This window comes from Curtobacterium sp. NPDC098951 (genome assembly GCF_044759965.1).
Taxonomy (GTDB): Bacteria; Actinomycetota; Actinomycetes; order Actinomycetales; family Microbacteriaceae; genus Curtobacterium.
In genome coordinates this window covers 82,193-103,067 of sequence record NZ_JBIWAG010000006.1, presented here as the reverse complement: position 1 = coordinate 103,067, position 20,875 = coordinate 82,193, and the positions used below count along the sequence as shown (strand labels likewise).

General features: G+C 71.8%; 14 protein-coding genes. 8 read left to right on the top strand and 6 right to left on the bottom strand.

Translation table 11 applies throughout. The annotated features are described in order from the left end of the window. Position 1: 1 nt before the first annotated feature. The 6 genes from ACIQUC_RS15545 to ACIQUC_RS15520 form a co-directional block, all read right to left on the bottom strand. Complete coding sequence (locus ACIQUC_RS15545; protein WP_402268696.1) at positions 2–262, bottom strand: hypothetical protein; 261 nt, start codon at positions 260–262, stop codon at positions 2–4. Positions 263–329: 67 nt separating this feature from the next. Next, positions 330–3,341: a glycoside hydrolase family 2 TIM barrel-domain containing protein gene (locus ACIQUC_RS15540; RefSeq protein ID WP_402268693.1), complete on the bottom strand. Its 3,012-nt coding sequence runs from the start codon at positions 3,339–3,341 to the stop codon at positions 330–332. Continuing rightward, positions 3,338–4,228 carry a carbohydrate ABC transporter permease gene (locus ACIQUC_RS15535; RefSeq protein ID WP_402268690.1) on the bottom strand — a complete coding sequence of 297 codons (891 nt, stop codon included), beginning with the start codon at positions 4,226–4,228 and terminating at the stop codon, positions 3,338–3,340. Before ACIQUC_RS15535 ends, ACIQUC_RS15540 begins: the two co-directional genes overlap by 4 nt. Then, positions 4,225–5,181 (bottom strand): carbohydrate ABC transporter permease, encoded by a 957-nt coding sequence (locus ACIQUC_RS15530; protein WP_022906096.1) that lies wholly within the window; start codon positions 5,179–5,181, stop codon positions 4,225–4,227. The genes ACIQUC_RS15535 and ACIQUC_RS15530 overlap by 4 nt, the downstream gene beginning before the upstream one ends. Further along, positions 5,178–6,443 (bottom strand): ABC transporter substrate-binding protein, encoded by a 1,266-nt coding sequence (locus ACIQUC_RS15525; protein ID WP_402268687.1) that lies wholly within the window; start codon positions 6,441–6,443, stop codon positions 5,178–5,180. The genes ACIQUC_RS15530 and ACIQUC_RS15525 overlap by 4 nt, the downstream gene beginning before the upstream one ends. Before the next feature lie 49 nt (positions 6,444–6,492). After that, a complete protein-coding gene (locus ACIQUC_RS15520; protein WP_402268685.1) occupies positions 6,493–7,551 on the bottom strand; it encodes a carbohydrate kinase family protein in 1,059 nt (352 codons plus the stop codon). Between the two features lie 63 nt (positions 7,552–7,614). On the opposite strand from ACIQUC_RS15520, the gene ACIQUC_RS15515 reads away from it, so the two are divergent. From ACIQUC_RS15515 to uca, 8 genes are all read left to right on the top strand, one after another. Then, positions 7,615–8,370, top strand: coding sequence for a DeoR/GlpR family DNA-binding transcription regulator (locus ACIQUC_RS15515; protein WP_031261630.1), 756 nt, complete (start codon positions 7,615–7,617; stop codon positions 8,368–8,370). After that, positions 8,367–9,707 (top strand): 6-phospho-beta-glucosidase, encoded by a 1,341-nt coding sequence (locus ACIQUC_RS15510; protein WP_402268682.1) that lies wholly within the window; start codon positions 8,367–8,369, stop codon positions 9,705–9,707. Before ACIQUC_RS15515 ends, ACIQUC_RS15510 begins: the two co-directional genes overlap by 4 nt. Positions 9,708–9,774: 67 nt before the next feature. Next, a complete protein-coding gene (locus ACIQUC_RS15505; RefSeq protein WP_402268679.1) occupies positions 9,775–12,861 on the top strand; it encodes an alpha-mannosidase in 3,087 nt (1,028 codons plus the stop codon). Between the two features lie 80 nt (positions 12,862–12,941). Further along, entirely contained in the window at positions 12,942–13,763 is an 822-nt protein-coding gene (locus tag ACIQUC_RS15500; RefSeq protein ID WP_402268676.1) for an aldo/keto reductase, read from the top strand. 214 nt (positions 13,764–13,977) lie between these two features. Continuing rightward, positions 13,978–15,570: an amino acid permease gene (locus ACIQUC_RS15495; RefSeq protein WP_402268673.1), complete on the top strand. Its 1,593-nt coding sequence runs from the start codon at positions 13,978–13,980 to the stop codon at positions 15,568–15,570. A gap of 97 nt (positions 15,571–15,667) precedes the next feature. Beyond that, the gene (locus tag ACIQUC_RS15490) at positions 15,668–16,507 is read left to right on the top strand and encodes an urea amidolyase associated protein UAAP1 (protein ID WP_402268671.1); all 840 of its coding nucleotides are present in this window, start codon (positions 15,668–15,670) and stop codon (positions 16,505–16,507) included. Further along, entirely contained in the window at positions 16,507–17,202 is a 696-nt protein-coding gene (locus ACIQUC_RS15485; RefSeq protein ID WP_402268668.1) for an urea amidolyase associated protein UAAP2, read from the top strand. The genes ACIQUC_RS15490 and ACIQUC_RS15485 overlap by 1 nt, the downstream gene beginning before the upstream one ends. After that, positions 17,199–20,873, top strand: coding sequence for an urea carboxylase (gene uca, locus ACIQUC_RS15480; RefSeq protein ID WP_402268665.1), 3,675 nt, complete (start codon positions 17,199–17,201; stop codon positions 20,871–20,873). Before ACIQUC_RS15485 ends, uca begins: the two co-directional genes overlap by 4 nt. Positions 20,874–20,875: the final 2 nt, after the last annotated feature.

Sequence of the window (20,875 nt, the reverse complement as noted above, 5' to 3'; positions counted from 1 at the left end):
GTCAGCGCCAGGTCCGCGCGACCACCCAGCCGTCGCCGTCGGGGGCGATGTCGACCACCACGGCCTCGTCACCCGAGCTCGCCTGGAACCGCCACCCGACCGTGCGCTCCGGCGCGTGCGTCATCGCCGACGGCAGGTACTCCGCCGTCGCCGTCAGGCGCGTCGGGGTGTCGGACACCCGCCAGCGGCGCTCCCGCCACACCATCCGGTCCGGCACGCCCTGCTCCCACCACACCGTGGCGACCTCGTGCGTGAGCATCATCCTCGACCTCCTGGTTCGAACGTGTGTTCGAATGGTAGGCGATCTCGGCGACGTCCGCGCACCGTCCTCAGCGGAGCGCGGGATCCGGCGAACGGCCGGGCGTGGCGCGCAGGACGAGTTCGAGCGCGACCTGCCGGGGCCACAGGGCGTGGCGGGGCAGCACGTCCGGACCGCACGCTCGGGACCCCAGGCCGTGCTGCGCCGCGTCGAGGTACAGGTGCAGCAGGTCGGACACGGGGAGCTCGTGCGGGTGCTCGGCGGCGTCCCACTGCTGGGCGCTGTGCCGTGCGAGCTGGAACCCCGGCAGGTCCGCCCCGGCGCGCTCGTGGGCGACGACGACGAGCGGCCCGACCGCGAGTTCACGTAGCCCGGGTCGGTGGCCGGTCTCCTGCGGCCGGGCGTACCGCACCACGAGGTCGTCGACGGATCGCTCGAAGCGGCCGACCACGGCACCGTTCCGTGCGTCCGGGTAGGACTCGTGCGGCCCGGTCCCCCACCACGACACCCGGTCGGCGAGGTCGGCGTCGAGCTCGAGGTGCAGACCGATCCGCGGCCAGGTGCAGTCCCACGCTCCAGTCGGGGTGACGCTCCACCGCAGGCGGAGGTCGTCCCCGTCGCCCGTCCACCGGAACTCGGAGTCGATGCCGGACGCGCTGCCCGCCGGCATCGACCGGACGCGTTGCACGAGGGTGTCGCCGTCGTGCTCGAGCGCCGTGACACGGTGGGTGAGCCGGTCGAGTCCCCGTTCCCGCCAACGGTCGGCCGACGGCGGGACGGATTCGTCGCCCCGCCCCGCGCTGAGCTCCGGCCACGTCGTCTCGTACGACCCCTGCCCCGCGGCCCGGTCGTTCTCCGTCGGGGCGCGCCACAGTTCCGGCTCGATCGCCCGGATCGGGATCCCCGACCACGCGCGGAGCGTCCCGTCGTCGTCGAAGACGGCACCGACCGGCCGGGTGGATCCGCCGGACGGGCCGGCCACGGGCGGCAGGGCCGCGACGGCGAGCTGTTGCCGTGCCAGCACGTGCCCGCGACCGGCCCACACCGTGTCGTGCCGGAGGACCGCGCGGAAGGTGAGGTGCGCCTCGCGGCCGCGCCGGGGGGCGATCGCGTCGCTCGGCAGGGCCACGGTGGCCTCGTGGCCGGGCAGGACCGTCGGCACGTCCAGCGTGCCGCCGTCGACCACCCGTCCGTCGACCGCGAGCTCCCAGTGCACGGCGAGGTCCGCCGTGTCGGCGTGACGGCGGACGTTGCGGACGGTGAGCGACGAGCCCTCGCGGGTGAACCGCACCGGGGCCCAGAGCGCCGCGAGGTCCGCGAGCGCCGGGGTCGCCGTCCCGTCGGACAGCACGAGCCCGTCCATCACGAAGACACCGTCGTGCACGGGTTCGCCGAAGTCGCCGCCGTGACCGAAGTACTCGACGCCGTCCGGGGTCCGCGTCCGGATCCCGTGGTCCCGCCACTCCCAGACGAAGCCGCCGTGCAGCCGCGGCCAGCGGTCGAAGCGGTCCTGGTAGTCGGCGAGCGCCCCCGGTCCGTTGCCCATCGCGTGCCCGTACTCGCACAGCACGAAGGGCTTGGCGCGCTGCCGCGCTCCGGCAGCGGGACCGACCTCGTGCACGGGCATCGTGACGGTCCCGCACACCGAGTCGATCTCCTCGAGCGTCGGGTACATCCGTGAGTACACGTCCGTGTACGCGCCCTCGGTGTCGCCCTCGTAGTGGATCGGTCGCGACGGGTCCCGGCGGCGGATCCACTCCGCCATCGCGGCGAGGTTGGCGCCCGTGCCGGACTCGTTGCCGAGCGACCACATGACGACGCACGGGTGGTTCTTGTCCCGTTCCACCGTCCGCCGGACGCGGTCGAGGTAGGCGTCCCGCCACGCGGGGTCCGCCGAGGGGTTGCCGACCCAGTCGACCTCCCAGAAGCCGTGTGTCTCGAGGTCGCACTCGAGCACCACCCAGAAGCCGTACTCGTCGGCGAGCTCGAGGAAGCGCGGGTGCGGCGGCTGGTGCGCGGTGCGGATGGCCTGCACGCCGTGCTGCTTCATGAGCGACAGGTCGGCGCGGACCACCGCCTCGTCGAAGACGCGACCGAGGTCCGGGTGCGTCTCGTGCCGGTTCACCCCGTGGAACACCAGGGGCGCGCCGTTCGCGAGCAGTCGGTCGCCGACGACCTCGACCCGACGGAACCCGACGCGCAGGCGGACCGTCTCGGTCCGGGTGGCCACGACCAGGTCGTAGAGCCGGGGTGTCTCCGCCGACCAGGGGTCGACCGGACCGACGTCCAGCCGGGCCGGCGTGGCGGGGTCGACCCGCGCCTCCAGGCCGACCTCGGCGAGGCGGACGGTGACCTCCGGGGCGGTGGTGGCCGTCTCGACGACGAGCGTGCCGCGACCCGTCGACGGGTCGCGGTCGGCGACCACGAAGACGTCGTCGAGGCCGTGGAGCGGCCGGTGCTCGAGGGTGACCGACCGGAAGACCCCTGGGAGCCACCACTGGTCCTGGTCCTCGAGGTAGCTGCCCTGCGACCACTGCACCACGCGCAGCGCGACGGTGTTCGTGCCGGGGCGGAGGTGGTCGGTGACGTCGTACTCGACGGCCAGCCGACTGCCCGTCGACCAGCCGACGGCGGCTCCGTTCACCCACACCCGTGCGAGCGACTCGGCGCCGTCCAGCCGCAGGACGGTCCGCCCGTCGACGGGCCACCACTCCGGCAGCTCGAACGTCCGGAGGTGGTCGCCGGTGGGGTTCGCGTCCGGCACGTGCGGCGGGTCGACCGGGAACGGGTACCGGATGTTCGTGTACCAGGGCGATCCGTGCCCGTGCAGGGCCCAGTGCGAGGGGACCGGCAGGTCGGTCCAGTCGGACGCCGCGTGCGCGTCGGCGTGTGCGTCCCCGCGCGCGAACGGCGGGACGCCGTCGACCTCGTCGCGCGGCACCCGGTCGTGCAGCCGGAACCGCCAGGTCCCGTCGAGCGAGAGCGTCCGGGCGTCCGACCGCACCCGCGCGCGCGGCGCCAGGCGTGTCCGGGACCCGGGGTCGGTGGTCCCGAGGGGTCCGACCGCGCCCGGTGCCGTCACTTGATCGCGCCCTTGGCGATGTCGCCGATGAACTGGCGGGCGCCGATGAGGAAGACGACCAGGAGCGGGAGCACGGACAGCAGCGCACCGGCCATCACCATGCTGTAGTTGTTCGCGAAGGTCGTGTTGAGCTGGGCCATCGCGACCTGCAGGGTCAGGTGGTTCGGGTCGTTCAGCACGATGAGCGGCCAGAGGTAGTCGTTCCACGAGCCGATGAACGTGAAGATCCCGAGGAACCCGAGACCCGGACGGATGAGCGGGATGCAGACCGTCCACCACTGCCGGAAGAACCCGGCGCCGTCGATCACGGCGGCGTCCATGAGTTCGTCCGGGATGCTCGACAGGATGTACTGCCGGAGCCAGAAGATGCCGAAGGCGTTCGCGGCGGCCGGCACGATCAGGGCCTGCAGGTGACCGACCCAGCCGAGGTTCGTCATGGTGATGAACTGCGGGATGATCGACAGCTGCATCGGGAGCATGAAGGTCACGAGCACGACCGTGAAGAGGGTCTTCCGGAGCGGGAAGTCGAACTTCGCGAAGGTGAACGCGGCGAGCGAGTCGAAGAAGAGCACCAGGACGGTGACGCTCACCGACACGATGACGGTGTTGAGCAGGGCACCGCCGAAGTCGATCTTGTCGAAGACCTCGCCGATGTTCTGGAACAACCAGGGCCCCGGCACGAACACCGGCGGCGACTTGTAGATGTCGCTGGTGGTGTTGCTCGCCATGACGAACAGCCAGTAGAGCGGGAAGATCGAGATGACCGCGCCGATCGTGAGCAGCGTGTAGAGCACGACGCGCGGAGCACCGGGACCCTTGCGGCGGCGACGGGTGACGGTCGCGCTCCGGGTCGGGGCGGCAGTGGTCGGACGGGTCAGGACACTCACGCGCGTGCCTCCTCTTTCCGGCCGGCGGTGAAGCGCCAGCTGATGATCGTGAACACGACGACGATGAGGAACACGCCCCAGGCGATCGCCGCCCCGTAGCCGAAGCGGTTGAACCCGAAGGCCTGCTGGTAGAAGTACAGGACCATCGTCAGGCCGCCCTGACCGGCCCCGCCGCTGTTCGTCGAACCGGCGGTGGTGGTGAGCACCTGGGCCTCGGTGAAGCTCTGCAGGCCGGTGATCGTGCTGACGACGAGCACGAAGATGACCGTGGGGCGCAGCAGCGGCAGCGTGATCGAGAAGAAGCTGCGGAAGGCGCCGGCGCCGTCGATCTTCGCGGCCTCGTAGACCTCGCCGCCGATGGACTGCATGCCGGCGAGGAAGATGATCGCGTTGTAGCCGGTCCACTGGTACGTGATGAGCAGGGAGACCGTGACCTGGATGCCGAACGGGGTGCTCAGCCACGGCACCGCCGGCAGACCGATCGCGTGCAGGAGCGTGTTCGCGAGACCGAAGTTCTGGCCGAAGATCGACCCGAACAGCACCGCCATCGCAACCACCGAGGTGATGTTCGGGATGAAGTAGGCGATCCGGAAGGCCGTGCTGTACCGGACGGCGCTGTTCAGCATCGCCGCGATGACGATCGCGATGACGAGCATCGGGAACGTCGACAGCGCGAAGATGACGAACGTGTTCCGGATCGACAGGTAGAAGGTCGGGTCGGTGAAGAGCTTCTGGAAGTTCTCGAGACCGACCCACGTCGGGTCGCCGAGCCCGTTCCAGTCCTGGAAGGAGAGGACGAGCGAGTACATCGTCGGGTAGAGCCCGAAGACGAGGAACAGGATGAAGAACGGGGCGACCGCGAGGTACATCGGCCAGGTGCGGCGGATGCCCCGCCGGCGGGGCCGGGTCGCTCGACCCGGCCCCGCCAGCGACGGTGCGACGGAGGCGGTCACTTCGCCGATTCCAACGCCGACTTCGCGGCCTGCACGGCGTCGGACCAGGCCTTGTCGGGGTCCTTGCCGGTCTGGACGTTCGTCAGTTCCGTCAGGTACGGGGCGGACACCTGTGCGTCGTAGGGGCTGGTGTACCTCGTCGGCATCGACTCGATGGACTTCTGGAAGACCGAGACGGTGTCCTGTCCACCGAAGAACGCGTCGCCCTTGGTGAGCGCCGACTCGTCGAGCGCCTTCGACGACGAGGGGAAGTTGCCGACCTGACTGTACGTCGTGGCCTGCGCCGACGGTGCGACCAGGGCCTCGATCACCTTGAGGGCGGCCTTCTTGTCGGACGTCGCCGCGGGGATCGTGAGGAACGACCCACCGGCGTTGCCGGGGCCGCCGGGGGTCGCGGTGACTCGCCACTTGCCGGACGTGTCCGGTGCGGCGCTCTTGATGTCGCCGGCGTGCCACGCAGCGCCGATGACGGTGGGGAGCTTGCCCTGGTTGACGGCCGATGCCCAGTCGGGGCTGCCGTCCTCGATGTTCGCGACGATGCCGGCCCGCTCCGCCGTCACCGCGCGCTCCCACGCCTGCTTGACCGTGCTGTCGTCGCCCAGGAACTTGCCGGTCTTGCTCACGAAGCCGCTGTCGGCCTGCGCCATCGACCAGCTGAAGACGTCACCAGCGGAGACCTCGAGGGACGCACCCGTCTTGGCCTTCAGCTCCTTGCCGAACGCGAAGTACTTGTCCCAGGTGCTCGTGGCGTCCGCGACCGCGGCGGGCTCGCTCGGCAGGCCGGCCTCGGCCAGCACGTCCTCGCGGTAGAACAGGGCGGACGGACCGATGTCCGTCGGGATGCCGATGAGCTTGCCGTCCGACGTCGTGGCCTCGGCGAGCTTCCACTTCGGGAACTGGGCGAGGTAGGACGCGGGCACCAGCGACTTCAGGTCCGTGAAGAGGCTGGACTGCTGCAGGAAGTACGGCATGTCCTCGCCCTTGACGCCCGTGATCGAGGGGACGTTCGTCTTGCCGGTGAAGGTCGTCACCAGCTTCTGCTTGAAGTCGCCACCGATGACGTTGACCTGCAGCTTGTCCGAGGCGAACTCCTTCTTCGCGCTCGAGACGACCGAGTCGCCGAGTGCGCCGGGCCACAGCCAGGCGGTGAGCTTGCCGTCGGACGCGGACGATCCGGCGGAGCAGCCGGTGAGGACGAGTGCCGCGGCGACCGCGGTGGCGAGGACCGCGGCGGTGCGGCGACGCTTCGTGGGGGTGCGCATGGGTTCTCCTGGGTTCGGGTGGCGATCGGGGAAGTGGTGCGGTGGGACGTCAGGGTCTGGGATCCGCCGGACCGGCGGTGGCGGCCTGGAGGAACGTGGGGAGGAAGTCGTACCGGCGCGGTTGGGCCGCGGTCGGGTTGGCGGCGAGCCACGGCAGGAGTTCGTCCCGCCGCGGAGCGGTGGACGCCCCGCCGGGTCGGGAGACCGTGATCGCGGCGACGAGCGCCGCGAGGTCGACGCGTTCCCGGAGCGGTCGGTCCTCGAGGGAGGCGACGGCGAGCGCGGCACAGAACACGTCGCCGGCGCCGGTCGCGTCGACCGCCCGGACGCGCACGCCGGGGACGACGACCTCGTCGCCTGAGGCCGAGTCGACGGCGACCACGCCGTCCGCGCCGCACGTGACGACGCTGAGCGGGACGCGCTCGGCGAGGAGCCGCGCAGCGCGGACAGGGTCGTCGGTCCGTGTGTACGCCATGGCCTCGCGGTCGTTCGGGGTGAACGCGTGGGCACCGTCGATCGCGTCGAGCACCGCGGGGTCCCAGGCGCCGGACGCGTCCCACCCGACGTCGGCGAACACCCGCTGCCCCCGGTCGGCGCTCGTGCGCACCCACTCCGCGGTGGACTCGTCGACGTGCAGCGCCGCGACACGACCGCCGGTCGCCGGGAGGATGTCCGGGAGGGCGACGGGCGACTCGGTTCCGCCCGTCACGATCGCCCGGTCCCCGTCGTAGCCGAGGCACGCGCTCACCGGGATCGACCACCCCGGGATGCGGGCGAGCAGGGCGGTGCCGATGCCTTCGCGGGCGAGCGCGGCACGGCAGAGGCCGCTGAGCTCGTCGTCGCCGACAGCGGCTGCGACGTCGGTGGACGCGCCGAGACGGGCCGCGGCGATGGCGAAGTTGGCGATGCCGCCGGGCGTCCACGCGAAGTGGGGCGTCCAGTGCTCCTGGCCGAGCACCGGACCGTGCGGCAGGTCGGCGAACACGGCGTCGAAGAACAGCATCCCGGCGACGAGCACGTCAGCATCGGTGCTCGGTGTCGGTCGGTCGTCCATCGCTGCCTCCATCGGTCGGCGTGTGAGGAAGTTGTAACACAGATCGATCGACATCGCGCATCTTTTTGTTTGAAAAGGTTTGCATGTTGATCGAATTTGATCGCTATGCTGATCGGTATGAAGGACATCCGTGATCTCGCCATCCTCGATCGCCTCCGTGCTGACCGCGCGGCCTCGGTGACCGACCTCGCCGAGGCCACCGGATCGAGCGTCGCGACGATCCGCCGCGACCTGCAGCGCCTCGACGACGCCGGTCTGCTGCGCCGCACCCGTGGCGGTGCGGTGCTCGCCGACGGACACGAGGGCGATGCCCCCTTCCCCGAGGTGGAGACGGTGCACCGCGACGAGAAGCTCCGCATCGCGACCGCGGCGGCCGACCTCGTCGAGGACGGCCACACCGTCGTGCTCGACATCGGCACCACGGTGCTGCAGCTCGCGACCCTGCTGCGCGGGCGTCCGGTGACCGTCATCACGGCGAACATGGCCGTGTTCGAGGTCCTCAAGGACGACCCCGAGGTCCACCTCGTCCTCCTGCCCGGCGACTACGACGCGGTGTACCACTGCGTCTCGGGCCACCTGACCACCGACTCGCTCCGGCTCATCCGCGCCGACCACGCCTTCCTCGGCGTCAGCGGGATCTCGGCGAGCGGCGACCTCCGCGACACCACGATCGCGCAGGTCCCCATTAAGCAGGCGATCGCCACCGCGTGCGACGAGGTCACCGTCCTCGCCGACAGCAGCAAGTTCCCCGGCACCGGGGCTGCGCGGATCGACCTGCCGTCATCGATCGTGCGGGTCGTCACCGACGCCGAACCGCCGGTCCCGGTCGCCGCGGCGTTCGCAGCCCACGGCGTGGAGGTCCTCGTCGCATGAAGCTCGTCATGATCGGCGGTGGCGGCTTCCGCACACCGCTCGTGTACTCCGCACTGCTCCGCGACCACGCCGACGGGCGGGTCACCCAGGTCGCGCTCGTCGACGTCGACGTCGACCGGCTGCGCACGATGGCGCGGATCCTCGCCGACCAGGCCGAGGGCGTCGCGGACGCGCCGGCGATCAGCGTGCACACCGACGTCGAGGAAGCCCTGCCCGGGGCCGACTTCGTGTTCTCCGCGATCCGGGTCGCCGGGATGGAGGGCCGCGCGACCGACGAGCGCATCGGGCAGTCGCACGGCGTCATCGGGCAGGAGACCGTCGGTTTCGGCGGCATCTCCTACGCCCTCCGCACGCTGCCCACCGTGATGGCGTTGGCGCACACGATCAAGCGACTCGCCCCCGACGCGTGGGTGATCAACTTCACGAACCCGGCCGGTGTCGTGACCGAGGCCATGTCGACGGTGCTCGGCGAGCGGGTCATCGGCATCTGCGACTCCCCCATCGGGCTCGCACGTCGGGCACTCGGCACCCTCGGCATCCAGCACGGCCCGGACGTCGAACTCGAGTACGCCGGCCTGAACCACCTCGGATGGCTCACCGCGGTCCGCGTGGACGGCGTGGACCGGCTCCCGGAGGTCCTCGCCGACGCGGACCGGATCGAGTCCTTCGAGGAGGGCAAGCTCTTCGGGGCGGAGTGGATCCAGGCCCTCGGTGCCCTGCCGAACGAGTACCTGCACTACTACGCCTACCGGCGCGACGTCCTGCAGGCCGACCAGTACGCGCCGCACACCCGGGCGCGCTACCTCGTCGAGCAGCAGGACCGGTTCTGGGTGGACGCCGCCTCGAGCACCCGTCCGTTCCACACCTGGCAGGAGTGCCGGCACGAGCGTGAGTCGACGTACATGGCGACGAACCGCGACTCGGTCGGCATGGGAGAGCGGGACGTCGAGGACATGACCTCCGGCGGCTACGAGGACGTCGCGCTGGCACTGATGCGGGGCATCGCGTACGACCAGCGCGCGCGGCTCATCCTGAACGTCCGGAACGCCGGTGCCCTCGCCGGGGTGGACGACGACGCCGTGGTGGAGATCCCGTGCATCGTCGACGCGACCGGTGCACACCCGATCCCCGGCGCCCGGGTGCCCGACTTCGGGCTCGGGACGGTCACCGCGGTCAAGTACGTCGAACGACAGACGATCCAGGCGGCACTGCACGCCGACCGGGCCGCGGCGCTCCGCGCCCTCGCGCACCACCCGCTCGTCGACTCCGTCCGCGTCGCCCGTGCGCTGCTCGACGACGCACGGTCCTCGTTCCCGCACCTCGCCTACCTGTCCTGACCCGCGCCTCCCGGCCGACGGCGCACAGCGCTGCCGCCGCCGGCCGGCCCGTCCCGAAAGCACAGCCATGCACCAGAACCAGAAGCTCGTCGAGGCGCGCATCGAGCGCGTCCTGAACGAGCGCATCGTCCCCGCCGTGTACCAGGCACGCACCCCGGTCACCCTCGCCGCCTGGCAGGTGCCGGACGAGCCCGTGCCCGCCGCCGAGGCGCTGGCGGCCGAGTACCGTCCCTTCACGGTCGGCGACCAGTGGGGTCGGGCCTGGTCGACCTGGTGGTTCGAGGTCACCGGCACCGTCCCCGCCGAGTGGGCCGGCCGGACCGTCGAGCTCCTCGTCGACCCGGGGTTCCAGGGCGACTGGCCCGGCAACCAGGCCGAGGGGCTCCTGCACACCCCGGACGGCACCCCGGTCAAGGGCATCCACCCGCGCAACCACTACCTGCGCATCGCCGACCAGGCCGACGGTGGCGAGCAGGTCCACCTGTTCCTCGAGGCGGCCGCGAACCCGGACATCCTCGTCAACGAGTTCGTCCCGACGGCGTACGGCTCGAAGCGGACCGCGCCCGAGACCCCGATCTACACGTTCCGGACCGCCGAGCTCGCGGTGTTCGAACCCGAGGTCTGGGCCCTGCGCTTCGACGTCGAAGTGCTGTTCCAGATGGTCAAGGAGCTGCCGGAGACCGACCCGCGTCGACACGAGGTGCTCCGCGACCTCGAACGCGCGATGGACGTCCTGGCGCTCGACGACATCGTCGGCACCGCCGCCGCGGCCCGCGCCGAGCTCGCCGGGGCCCTCGCCAGCCCGGCGAACCCGTCCGCGCACCGGCTGAGCGGCATCGGCCACGCGCACATCGACAGCGCCTGGCTCTGGCCGATCCGCGAGACGAAGCGCAAGACCGGTCGGACGTTCTCGAACGTGCTCGCCCTGGCCGAGCAGTACCCCGACCTCCGGTTCGCCGCGTCGAGCGCGCAGCAGTACGCGTGGGTCAAGGAGCGCTACCCGGCGGTGTTCGAGGGGATCAAGGCCGCGATCGCCCGCGGACAGTGGATCGTCGTCGGCTCGCAGTGGATCGAGCCGGACGGCAACCTGCCCGGCGGCGAGGCCATGGTCCGGCAGATCACGCAGGGCCTCCGGTTCTTCGCCGACGAGCTCGGCGCCGACACCCACGGCATCTGGCTGCCGGACTCGTTCGGCTACACCGCAGCGTTCCCGCAGATCGCGAAGCTCGCCGGCCTCGACTGGTTCCTCACGCAGAAGCTGTCCTGGAACCAGACGAACACGTTCCCGCACCACACGTTCTGGTGGGAGGGCATCGACGGCTCCCGGATCTTCACGCACTTCCCGCCGATCGACACCTACAACTCGACGCTCGAGGGCGAGGAACTGCACCACGCCGTCCGGCAGTTCCGCGAGAAGGGCGCCGCGACGACGTCGCTCGTGCCGTTCGGCTACGGCGACGGCGGCGGCGGTCCGATCCGCGAGATGATGGAGCGGCAGCGCCGGGTCGAGTCGCTCGAGGGCTCGCCCCGCGTCGAGATCGAGCACCCGGACGACTTCTTCGCCCGGGCGCGCGACGAGTACCAGGACGCCCCTGTCTGGGTCGGCGAGCTGTACCTCGAGCTGCACCGCGGCACGTTCACGTCGCACGCCCGCGAGAAGCGCGGCAACCGCAGGGCCGAGCACCTGCTCCGCGAGGCCGAGCTGTGGTGGACGGCAGCGGCGCTGCAGGGCGCCGAGTACCCGTACGCGTGCCTCGACGAGCTCTGGCAGGCGACGCTGCTGCAGCAGTTCCACGACATCCTGCCCGGCTCCTCCATCCGCTGGGTGCACGAGGAGAACGAGGAGAGCTACCGGCGGAACCACGCCGAGATCGAACAGCTCATCGCCCGCGCGCTCACGCACCTCGGTGCGACCGGTGTGGTCGCGAACGCCGCTGACCACGACCGACACGAGCTCGTCGTCGACGACGACGGCACGCCGATCGGCGTCGTCGAGGCACGGGCGCACGCGCTCTCCCCGCTCACCGTCGTGGCACCGACGAACCCCGTCCGAGCGACGACGGACGCCGGCGGCACGGTCCTCGACAACGGCCGTGTCCGCGTCCACGTCGACCACGACGGGCTCGTCGACTCCATCCGCGACCTGGCGAACGACCGGGAACTCGTGCCGGCGGACCGCAGCGCGAACCTGCTGCACCTGCACGAGGACCTGCCGAACGCCTGGGACGCGTGGGACATCGACGCGCACTACCGGCACTCGGTGGTCGAGCTCCGCGGCGCCGAGTCCGTCGAGCTCGTCGCCGACGGCGACCTCCGCGCGACCGTCCGGGTCCGCCGGCGCTTCGGCGCCTCCGAGCTCGTGCAGACGATCGCGGTGCACGCCGACGACGTGCGGGTGCACCTCGGCGTCGAGGTCGAGTGGCAGGAGCGCGAGAAGCTGCTGAAGGCCTCGCTGCCGTTCGTCGTGCACGCTCAGCACCACAGCGCCGAGATCCAGTTCGGGCACCTCCGTCGGCCGACGCACACGAACACCTCGTGGGACGACGCCCGCTTCGAGGTCATGGCCCACCGCTGGGTGCACGTCGAGGAGCCGGGCTACGGCATCGGGGTCACGAACGCTGGCACCTACGGCCACGACGTCACCAGGCGGATCGGGTCGACCGGCGAGGTCGAGACCGAGGTCCGGCTCAGCCTGGTGCGTGGGGCGCAGTCCCCGGACCCGGAACAGGACCTCGGCCACCACACCTTCTCGTACGCCGTGCACCCCGGCGCGGACCTCGACGACGTCGTCGCGAGCGGGTACGAAGAGAACCTGCCGCTCCGCGCGGTGTCCGGCGAGACGGCCGCGACGACCACGCTGACGGCACCGGCCGTGTCCTCGTCGTCCGGCGTGCGGGTCGAGTCGGTCAAGCTCGCCGACGACCGCTCGGGCGACGTGGTCGTCCGGCTGTACGAGGCGCTCGGCGCCCGGACCGACACCGTGCTGGCGCTGCGGATCGACGCCGCGTCCGTCGAGCAGGTCGACCTCCGCGAGCGCCCGATCGACGACGCACCGCGGTCCGCCCGGCACTTCGCCTGGGACGGTGGTGGGACGGTCGCGCTCGGCCTGCGCCCGTTCCAGGTGGTGACGCTCCGGATCCGGCCGCGTCGCTGACGCACCGCCGTCCGGACGGGAGGCGCGGTGCCGCGTCCCCCGTCCGGTCGCGTCCGTCCGCGCGGCGTACTGTCCGGTCCATGCCCGCTCTCATCGACACGTTCACCCTGTCCAACGGCCTGCACATCCCGAAGATCGGCTTCGGCACCTGGCAGATCCCGTCCGGCGCCGACGCCTACGACGCCACGAAGGCCGCGCTCGACGCCGGCTACCGACACATCGACACCGCCCTGGCCTACGGCAACGAGGCCAGCGTCGGCGAGGCCGTCCGCGACAGCGGCATCCCGCGCGACGAGCTCTTCGTCACCACGAAGCTGCCGGCCGAGGTGAAGACCGCGTCCGGTGCCCGCGAGGCCTTCGAGGAGTCCAGCCGCAACCTCGACCTCGGTCACGTCGACCTGTACCTGATCCACGCGCCGTGGCCCTGGAGCGACATGGGCTCCGACCACCGGGACGGCAACGTCGAGGTGTGGAAGGTGTTCGAGGAGCTGTACGACGCCGGACGCACGAAGAGCATCGGTGTCTCGAACTTCGCCGTCGCCGACCTCGAGGACCTGCTCGGCCGCACCGACGTCGTCCCGCACGCCAACCAGATCCGCTGGTTCATCGGGAACACGCAGGCCGAGACCACCGCGTTCGACCGCGAGCACGACATCCTCACCGAGGGGTACTCGCCGCTCGCCACCGGCGGACTGCTCGACAACGAGCAGATCGCCGAGATCGCGGCGAAGTACGACAAGAGCGTCGCCCAGGTCGCGATCCGCTACCTGCTCGAGCAGGACGTGCTGCCGCTGCCGAAGTCGACCACGCCGTCGCGCATCGCCGCGAACGCGGACGTGGACTTCGCGCTGTCGGCCGAGGACGTCGCGGCGCTCGACGCGCTCGAGGGCACGACCGACTGACCCGCCCTCGTTCACGCGACCACATGACGAAACGGGAGGCCCGTGGCGGATCCGCCACGGGCCTCCCGTCCGTCGTCGCCGTCGCGCAACGTTTACATGCCGACGACCTGCGACACGAGACCGAAACAGCCGGGCAACGGGGACGACACAGCAGCGCAGAACACTGGTCGCACTACCTGTCACCCGACAGGTACTCCGCGAAAGGTCTGCAGCCATGCGCTCTCCCGAAGCACCGCTCCACGCACCCCGCGCCACGTCCAGCGTCGATGCCCAGGGCCTCGCCCGGCTCGGCTACGAGCAGGAACTCCACCGCGGGGTCGGCTCGTTCTCGTCCTTCGCCGCCGGGTTCTCCTTCGTCTCCATCCTCACCACGGTCTTCCAGCTCTTCGGGCTCGGGTTCGGACTCGGGGGCGCGGCGTTCTTCTGGGCGTGGCCGCTGGTCTTCGGCGGCCAGCTGCTCGTGGCGCTGAACTTCGCCCAGCTCGCCGCACGCTGGCCGATCTCCGGCGCGATCTTCCAGTGGTCGAGCCGGCTCGCCGGGCCGCGGTTCGGCTGGTTCACCGGCTGGACGATGATCATCGGGCAGGTCCTCACCGTCGCGGTGGCGGCCATCGCGGTGCAGGCCGTGCTCCCGGCGATCTGGAGCGGCTTCCAGATCGTGGGCGGTGCCGGTGCCGACCCGTCGCTGGCGTCCCCGACGGGTGCCGCCAACGCGGTCGTGCTCGGACTGGTCATGCTCGCCGTGACGACGATCGTCAACATCCTCAGCGTGCGGCTGATGGCCCGGGTGACGAGCTTCGGCGTGCTCGTCGAGATCGTCGGCGTCGTCGTGCTCATCGTCGCGCTGTTCCTGCTGCCGCACCGCTCCCCGACCGTGGTGTTCACGACCGAGGGGTACGCCGGCCCGACGAACGAGCCGTACGTCTGGGCCTTCCTGGCGTCGTCGCTGATGGCCGCGTACGTCATGGTCGGCTTCGACTCGGCGGGCGAGCTCGCCGAGGAGACGCACAACCCCCGGCGGACCACCCCGAAGACGATCATCCGCGCCCTGACGGTGTCGGGTCTCGGCGGCGGCCTGCTCATCATCGGTGCGCTCATCGCGGCGCCGAGCCTGACCGACGGCAAGCTCGCCACGCAGGGCCTCGCCTGGGTGATCACCTCGGCGCTCGGCGACGTGTTCGGCCGGCTGCTCCTCTGCACCGTGGCGGTCGCCGTGTTCGCGTGCACCCTGGCGGTGCAGACCGCCGGTGCCCGCATGGTCTTCTCGATGGCGCGTGAGCAGGCGCTGCCCTTCCACCGCACGCTCGCCCGCGTCTCGCCCCGCACGGGCACCCCGATCGCGGCGTCGATCGTCGTCGGGGTCGGCGCCGGGCTCGCCCTCGCGGTGAACATCGGCCAGTCCGCGATCTTCACCGCCCTCTCCAGCCTCTGCATCGCGATGCTCTACCTGGCGTACCTCGGCGTGACGGGCCCGCTGCTCGTCCAGCGCATCCGACTCCGTCGCACCGGGCTGCCGACCGGGGTGGACGAGGACGGCCGGCCGCTCTTCACGCTCGGCCGGTGGGGCATCCCGCTGAACGCCCTCGCCGTCGCGTTCCAGATCGGCATGGCGGTCAACCTGATCTGGCCCCGCCCGGAGATCTACGACCTCACCGGGCACTCCTGGTGGCTGCAGTACAGCGCGCTGCTGTTCATCGGCGGCGTCCTCGTCGTCGGGTGGGCGTGGTCGTCGTGGCGGCACCGCGCACACGGGCCGATCACCCTCGCCGAGGTGCCGCACACCGCGCCGACCCCCGTCGAGGCCTGACCCCGGCGCCACCGGCGACCCCGCACCGCCAGCACCGCCAGCTCCACCCGCTCCACCCGCTCCACCCGCTCCACCCGCTCCACCGGAAGGAACCACCGTGCGTGACCTGCACCAGACCGACAGCGTGATCGCCTCGCGATCGGACGCCCGCGCCCAGGGCGGTGCGACCTCCGACTGGATGCCGTACCTGCCCGCGTCGTCGTCGCCGTTCGCCCCAGCGGGCGTCGACCCGGCCGGTCTGGTGTGGGCCGAGACCGTGGCACCGGGCGGGTACACGCACAAGGTGCTCGCCCGGGGGACGCGGATCCGCTTCGACGACCCGACGGGTGACGCGTGCGCGAACGTGCTCGTGTACAACGCGCTCGAGCCGTGGGAGCGCCTCAACGTCGCGGACACGCAGAAGATCCCGTGGCAGGCGTACCTCGGCCAGGGCTCCCCGCTCCTCAGCGGCGACGGGCGGGTCCTGGCGAGCATCGTCGAGGACACCTCCGGCCACCACGACGCGTTCTGCGGCACGAGCACCGACGCCGGGAACGAGCGGAAGTACGGCGACGCAGCACCGGAGGGCCCGAGCCCGAGCGGGCGGTCGCTCCTCGCGAAGGCGGCGGCGAAGCACGGCCTGTCGAAGCGGGACCTCCCGCCGAGCGTCTCGTTCTTCCGGGGTGTCCGCGTCGAGGCGGACGGCACGCTGACGCCCACGGGGAGCGCCGGACCGGACCGACACGTCACCCTCGTCGCCGAACTGCCGCTCCTCGTCCTCGTCGCGAACGTGCCGCACCCGATCGACCCGCGACCCGGCTACACGGTCGGTCCCCTGCGCGTGCACGCCTGGCGCGGCGCCCCGACGACCGCTGCCGACGAGCGCTTCACCGCGACGCCGGAGCTGCACCGCGCCTACCTGAACTCCATCGACTACGCGGAAGCACGAGGCTGCTGATGACCATCGCCACCACGACCTCCACCGTCCCGGTCGGCGCGGTCCACGCGCCGGACGTCCCCCTCGACCGGAGCGGCTCCCTCGTCGCCGGCACCGTCGTCCGCGACGACGACGTGGCCCCGCTCGCACCGTGGTCCTCCGTGGTCCGCGCGGGCGAGGTGCTCACGATCGTCGACGTCGGCGGCAACCAGAGCGCCGACTGCCTGGTCTACGACGCGCACGACCCCGACGAGCGCTACAGCGTTCCGGACACCCTCGCGGCGCAGGGCAACGCCTACGTCCGGACCGGCACCGTCCTCATGTCGAACGAGGGCCGCCCGCTGATGACCGTCGTCGGCAACGAGATCGACCGGCAGGACACCATCGGCGGCGCGTGCTCGAAGGAGTCGAACACGCTCCGCTACGGCCACCACACACAGTTCCAGCACGGCTGCCGCGAGAACTTCCTCGCCGAGGCCGGACGGCACGGCCTCGGCGCCCGGGACATCGTGTCGAACCTCAACTGGTTCATGAACGTCCCGGTCGAGGCCGACGGGGCGCTCGGCATCGTCGACGGCATGAGTGCCCCCGGCAAGCGCGTCGCCGTCCGTGCCGAGCGGGACGTCCTGGTGATCGTCTCGAACTGCCCGCAGATGAACAACCCGTGCAACGACTTCTCCTGCACCCCGCTGCGCATGATCGTGGTCCAGCCGTGACCGCCGCGCCCGACCCCACCGGGACCGACACCGTGACTCCCCCGCTCTCCACCGACACCGTCCTCGTCGCCAACCGCGGCGAGATCGCCCGCCGCGTGATCCGCTCCGCCAAGGCGCTCGGCATGCGTACCGTCGCCGTCTACTCGGACGCCGACCGCGCCGCCCCGCACGTCCGCGAGGCCGACGTCGCCGTCCGGCTCGGTCCGGCCCCGGCGCGCGAGTCGTACCTGAGGATCGACGCCGTCGTCCAGGCCGCGATCGACACCGGCGCGGGACTCGTGCACCCGGGCTACGGCTTCCTGTCCGAGAACACCGAGTTCGCCGCGGCGTGCGAGGCCGCCGGCATCCGCTTCGTCGGCCCGACCGCCGAGCAGATCGTCCGGTTCGGCGCGAAGCACACCGCCCGTGAGCTCGCCGCGGCAGCCGGCGTCCCGATGCTCGCCGGCACCGGGCTGCTGGACAGCGTCGAGGACGCCGTCCTGCAGGCGGAGCGCATCGGCCTGCCGGTCATGCTCAAGGCCACCGGTGGCGGCGGCGGGATCGGCATGCAGGCGTGCGCGACGCTCGACGAGGTCCGCGAGGCGTACGCGAGCGTCGAGCGCACCGCGTCGGCCGCCTTCGGCTCGGCCGGGATCTTCCTCGAACGGCTCGTCCGGCCGGCCCGACACGTCGAGGTCCAGCTCTTCGGCGACGGCGAGGGCCGCGTCGCCGTGATCGGCGACCGCGACTGCTCGCTCCAGCGCCGCAACCAGAAGGTCATCGAGGAGGCCCCGGCCCCGGCGCTCCCCCGCCGGGTCCGGGAGGCACTGCACACGTCCGCCCGTCGGCTCGCCGAGAGCGTCGGGTACCGCAGCGCAGGGACGGTCGAGTTCGTCTACGACCCGGTCCGCGAGGAGGCGTCCTTCCTCGAGGTGAACACGCGGCTGCAGGTCGAGCACCCGGTGACCGAGGAGGTCTTCGGCGTCGACCTCGTCGAGCTCATGCTGCGCCTGGCCCGGGACGGGGCGGCCGGCATCGACGACGACGTCTTCGACCGCGCGTGGACCCCGACCGGGTTCGCCGTCGAGGCCCGCGTCTACGCCGAAGACCCGGCGAAGGGGTCCCTGCCCTCGAGCGGCCTCGTGACGCAGGCGGTGTTCCCCGAGCGTGACGGCGTCCGCGTCGACGGCTGGGTGGAGACCGGCTCCGAGGTCTCCGCCTTCTACGACCCGATGCTCGCGAAGGTCATCGCCACCGGCGAGACCCGGGACGACGCACTCGACCTGCTCCGGGACGCCCTCGCCGACACCCGTGTCGACGGCATCGTGACGAACGCCGGGCTGCTCCGCTCCCTCACCGACGACCTCGAGCTCCGGACCGCGACGCACTCCACCTCGACGCTCGACGAGACCGAGGACCCGGACCCCCGGATCGACGTCGTCGCCCCCGGCACCATGACCATGATCCAGGACCTGCCCGGCCGGGTCGGGTACTGGCAGGTGGGCGTCCCGCCGAGCGGCCCGTTCGACGCGGCGTCGTTCGCCGAGGCGAACCTCGTGGTCGGCAACCCCGAGGGTGCTCCGGCGCTCGAGGTCACCGCCACGGGCCCGACGCTCCGCTTCTCGGCGAGCGCCGTCGTCGCGGTCACGGGCGCACCGCTGCCGGTCCTGCTCGACGGCGAGCCCCTGGCGCTGTGGGAGCCGATCGAGGTGCAGGCGGGTCAGACCCTCGCGCTCGGCACGGCTGCCGGACCGGGACTCCGGAGCTACCTGGCGGTCCGCGGCGGCTTCGACGTCCCGACGTACCTCGGCTCCACCGCGACCTTCACGCTCGGCGGGTTCGGCGGTCACGCCGGTCGTGCCCTGCTCGCCGGTGACGTCCTGCGTCCCGGTTCCCCGGACTCGGACGCCCCGCACCCGGCCTTCCCCGCCGGTGGCCGGCTCGGCCTGGTCGGCGGTCCGACCCCCGCCGACCGGCGGACCGCGCTCACCGACACGTGGGAGGTCGCCGTCACCGAGGGGCCGCACGCGGCGCCGGACTTCTTCACCCGCGCCGACCTCGACGTGTTCTACGCCACCGACTACGTCGTGCACCACAACTCCGCCCGCACCGGCATCCGGCTGATCGGTCCCCGGCCCGGCTGGGCTCGGACCGACGGCGGCGAGGCGGGACTGCACCCGTCGAACATCCACGACACCCCGTACGCGGTGGGTGCGATCGACTTCACCGGGGACACCCCGATCGTCCTCGGGCCGGACGGCCCCTCGCTCGGCGGCTTCGTCTGTCCGGCGGTGGTCGCCAGCGGCGACCTGTGGAAGCTCGGCCAGCTCCGACCGGGTGACACCGTGCGGTTCGTCCCCGTGCGCGAGGCCGACGCGGCCGCGCTCGAGGCGAACCGCGCCTCCCGGACCGTCCCCCGCACCGGCGGCGACGGCGACGACGGGGTGATCGCGCGTCTGGACGCGACCGACGCCCGCCCGGGCGTCGCGTACCGACGCGACGGCGACGACAACGTCCTCGTCGAGTACGGCGACATGACGCTCGACATCGCGCTGCGGATGCGCGTGCACGCGCTCATGACGAAGCTGCAGGAGGAGGCGCCCCGCGGCGTCCTCGACATCACCCCCGGCATCCGTTCGCTGCAGGTGCACACCGACGCGAGCGTGCTGAAGGCGAGCACGATGGCGGGCCTCCTCCGCGAGCTCGAGGACGAGATCCCGCCGACCGACCAGCTCGTCGTGCCGTCCCGCACCGTGAAGCTGCCGCTGTCGTGGGACGACCCCGCGACCCGGCTGGCGATCGAGCGGTACATGGCGGGGGTCCGCGACGACGCGCCGTGGACCCCGTGGAACATCGAGTTCATCCGGCGGATCAACGGGCTCGACAGCGTCGACGACGTGTTCCGCACGGTCTTCGACGCGAGCTACCTCGTGCTCGGGCTCGGCGACGTGTACCTCGGTGCGCCGGTCGCCACGCCGCTCGACCCCCGGCACCGCCTCGTCACCACGAAGTACAACCCGGCACGCACCTGGACGGCCGAGAACTCGGTCGGGATCGGCGGCGCGTACCTGTGCATCTACGGCATGGAGGGGCCGGGCGGGTACCAGTTCGTCGGCCGCACCGTGCAGATCTGGAACCGGTTCCGCCGCGGCGGCCTGTTCCAGGAGGACCCGTGGGCGCTCCGCTTCTTCGACCGCATCGAGTGGTACCCGGTCTCCGCCGAGGAGCTCCTCGACCTGCGCGCCGAGACCGACGCGGGACGCGGGGACTTCGAGACCGTCGACGGCGAGTTCTCGATCGCGTCCTACAACCGGTTCCTCAGCGACAACGCCGGGTCGATCGCCGACTTCCGGGCGCAGCAGGCCCGCGCGTTCGACGAGGAGAAGGAGCGGTGGCGGGCATCGGGCGAGTTCGACGTCCGTGACGAACCCGCCGTGGTGCTGCCGGACGAGGTCGTCCTGCCGGCCGGTGCGACCGCGGTGACGGCGCCGTTCACGTCGACCGTGTGGCAGGTGGACGTCCGGCCGGGCGACCGGGTGGACGAGGGCCAGAAGCTGCTCGCGGTGGAGGCGATGAAGATGGAGTCGATGGTGCACGCACCGGTGGAGGGGCACGTGTTGGAGGTCTACATCAAGCCGGGCGACCAGGTCGCACCCGGGCAGGTCCTCGCCGCGATCGGAGCCGCAGCGTGAGC

What these genes read in the sequence shown, in the direction of transcription:
- ACIQUC_RS15545 (WP_402268696.1), bottom strand. Translation starts at nt 262, where the DNA reads ATGATGCTCACGCACGAGGTCGCCACGGTGTGGTGGGAGCAGGGCGTG.
- ACIQUC_RS15525 (WP_402268687.1), bottom strand. Translation starts at nt 6,443, where the DNA reads ATGCGCACCCCCACGAAGCGTCGCCGCACCGCCGCGGTCCTCGCCACC.
- ACIQUC_RS15520 (WP_402268685.1), bottom strand. Translation starts at nt 7,551, where the DNA reads ATGTCGATCGATCTGTGTTACAACTTCCTCACACGCCGACCGATGGAG.
- ACIQUC_RS15515 (WP_031261630.1), top strand. Translation starts at nt 7,615, where the DNA reads ATGAAGGACATCCGTGATCTCGCCATCCTCGATCGCCTCCGTGCTGAC.
- ACIQUC_RS15510 (WP_402268682.1), top strand. Translation starts at nt 8,367, where the DNA reads ATGAAGCTCGTCATGATCGGCGGTGGCGGCTTCCGCACACCGCTCGTG.
- ACIQUC_RS15505 (WP_402268679.1), top strand. Translation starts at nt 9,775, where the DNA reads ATGCACCAGAACCAGAAGCTCGTCGAGGCGCGCATCGAGCGCGTCCTG.
- ACIQUC_RS15500 (WP_402268676.1), top strand. Translation starts at nt 12,942, where the DNA reads ATGCCCGCTCTCATCGACACGTTCACCCTGTCCAACGGCCTGCACATC.
- ACIQUC_RS15495 (WP_402268673.1), top strand. Translation starts at nt 13,978, where the DNA reads ATGCGCTCTCCCGAAGCACCGCTCCACGCACCCCGCGCCACGTCCAGC.
- ACIQUC_RS15485 (WP_402268668.1), top strand. Translation starts at nt 16,507, where the DNA reads ATGACCATCGCCACCACGACCTCCACCGTCCCGGTCGGCGCGGTCCAC.